Raw genomic sequence first — 2,740 nt, 5'->3', positions numbered from 1 at the left:
CCGCCCGCCACGTTCCAATACAGAAAGCCACAACAGGCGAGGGCCGAGATCAGGCCATAAATGGTTACCTGAAATGCTGGGCTCGAATGTGCAAAGCTGGCAAACCCGCACACCACACTGAGGAAGACGAGGCCCACCATGCTGGAGCCAATCGACAAACCGTTTGCCCCGTCCATGAAATTGACGACATTGACGATCACCAAGAGCCACAAGAGCGTCCCAAGACCACCCAACACAGGCCCAAGTTGCCAGATTGCCCCGTCCCAGAGCGGGAGAGCCTCGATCCGCGCGCCCCAAATGACAAAGCCAGACGTAATCGCCACTAGGATCATCAGTTTTATCTTAGGGCCAAGTGCCGCCCGGTCATCCCAAAAGCCCAGCAAACCGCCCGCGAGCGAGACGGCAAGGCATAATGAGAACTCCGCGGTGACATTGGTGAAGTAAAAGCAAAACACCCCCAGCCCGACCACTGTCCCGGCCATAATGCCCACCCCGCCAGAAGTCGGCGTGGGCGCACGGTGCAATTTGCGCACAGCGTCGGGCACGTCTGGGATCGCCCAAACCATCATCAGGCGCGTGACAAGCCACGCACTCAGTAAAGCCATGAAGCAAGCCGAGACGAAAATCATGAAGACACTCTAACGGTAGCGCGCGGGCAGGGGGAAGAGTTTGGGAACATCAAATACAGAGCCCCCAGCGGCAATTACTGAAATAGCCATGCATTTTTGCAGTCCTGCTTAACCATCACGGCCCTTTTTATTCTGTTGCGGCATCCCTACTTAGGAGTGGCAGCGAGCCTCCGCTGCGGACACTCGATAGTTTCGCGTCTCTGACGCTGATCGGTGTCTCCTCCCCCCAAGAGGCCGCCTCAAAGGGCCGCATCCTCGCTGGATGCGGCCTCTTTTTTTGCCCTTCACGGGGCCTGCCTGACACTTGATCACGAAATCGCGAGAAAATGTCATTAGTTCGCGACGGAATCTTAAGTCTCGCCCGTTATCAGCACATCTAGTGTCAATATCTCGGGGTTCTCGATGCCACCAATCAAGCTGTCACCATCTGTCCTGTCCTGTCTTGTTTTGATCAGCATGGGGGCCTTGGCAGGTTGCGGTGGGGGTGGCAGCAGCGACGCGGGCTCGTCTGGCGGTGGCGTAACCCTGACAGTACCCGGCGCGCCGACCTTGGTGGCGCTGGATCCCGGCAATACGGCGATTAAAGTTCATTTCACTGCGCCGACCGCCACCGGCGGCTCTGCGATCACCAGCTATACAGCTAGCTGCACGGCAGGGGGTGCCACCCGCACGGGCATCGGCTCTACCAGCCCGATTGATGTGACGGGCCTGACCAATGGCACCGCCTATAGCTGCTCGATTGCCGCGACCAATGTGACGGGCACCAGCCCAAGTTCCGCCGCAACCAGCGCAACGCCGGCTTTGCCGGTTGTACCCGCTGCCCCAACCATTGGCGCAGCGACACCCGCCGATAAAGGTGCCAGCATTGCCTTTACAGCCTCCCTCATCACCGGCGGCTCGCCCATCACGGGCTATAGCGTCACCTGCGTCAGCGGCACTTTGAGTGCCAGCGCGACAGGTTCTGCCAGTCCCGCCACGGTCACCGGTCTCGCCAACGGCTTGACCTATAGCTGCAGCGTGCGGGCCATCAATGCGGTGGGCACGGGGGCAGCGTCTGCTGGCGTCAATGTGGTACCCAATGGTGCCGTCGCAACGCCCGCTGGCGTAGCTGAATTCACCACCCTCGACTTCAACGCCTTAGACAATTTCGCCAGCATCACCTTGCCCGCTTATTATGATGGCACCGTGACTCCCGATGATAACACCCCTGCGAACAATGCCATCAATAACCGCACGGCGAGCCTCGGCAGAGTTCTATTCAATGACCGCCGTTTGAGCGTGAACGACACGATTTCCTGCGCCTCCTGCCATCGCCAAGCCAATGGCTTCAGCGATCCGCGCCAGTTCAGCACGGGCTTCTCAGGGACCGCTTTCACCACGGCCCACGCTATGCGCCTTGGCAATATCAGCTATTATCGCCCGGGCACCATGTTCTGGGACAAGCGCGCAGCAAGCGTTGAGATTCAAGCTACCCAACCCATCCAGAACGCAATTGAGATGGGCTGGGATACTGCCGCTGGTGGCATGGCCGCCCTAATTACCAAGATGAATGCCACGACTTATTACCCAGACCTGTTCAACTTCGCCTTTGGCAGCCCCACCATCACCGAAGCCCGCATCCAGCAAGCTTTGGCCCAGTTTCAACGCGCCATGGTCTCCACCGGCAGCAAGTGGGACACAGGTTATGCGACTGTATTCAGTGCCACCGCGCCGAACCGCAATCTGGGCGCAGATTTGCCCAATTTCACAGCCCAAGAAAATCGTGGCCGCACGCTCTATTTCACGCCACCCAACCAAGGCGGCGCAGGGTGCGCGGCTTGCCATTCCGCGCCGACTTTTGCCTTGGCCCCCAACTCGCTCTCCAATGGCCTCGACGCAGGCGAGACACGTATCTTCAAGTCGCCCTCTCTAAAGAACATGGGCGTCGGTGGCCCCTTCATGCATGACGGCCGCTTCACCACGCTCGAGCAAGTGGTGGAACATTATAATAGCGGCGTGCAAGCCGGCCCCGCCGTCGACAACCGCCTGCTTCGCAATGGCGTACCCCAACGCCTGAATCTATCGGTCGCCGATAAAGCAGCCCTTGCCGCCTTCCTGCGCACTTTGGACGA

Annotated in this window: 2 protein-coding genes; one reads left to right on the top strand and one right to left on the bottom strand. The window is 59.3% G+C overall.

What is annotated here, in order from left to right; genetic code table 11:
* A partial coding sequence (locus ACOVRA_RS10070) for a hypothetical protein (RefSeq protein WP_421720183.1) occupies positions 1–629 on the bottom strand: 629 nt, incomplete at its 3' end.
* A 402-nt stretch (positions 630–1,031) separates the two neighbouring features.
* On the opposite strand from ACOVRA_RS10070, the gene ACOVRA_RS10065 reads away from it, so the two are divergent.
* Positions 1,032–2,740, top strand: a 1,709-nt coding sequence (locus ACOVRA_RS10065; RefSeq protein ID WP_421720182.1) for a cytochrome c peroxidase, incomplete at its 3' end; no start/stop codon positions are given.

Origin of the sequence: Aquidulcibacter sp. (genome assembly GCF_049239865.1) — a bacterium.
Classification (GTDB): domain Bacteria; phylum Pseudomonadota; class Alphaproteobacteria; order Caulobacterales; family Aquidulcibacteraceae; genus Aquidulcibacter.
Note: the sequence above shows the minus strand (reverse complement) of the source record. Positions and strands in the feature narration are given on the sequence as shown.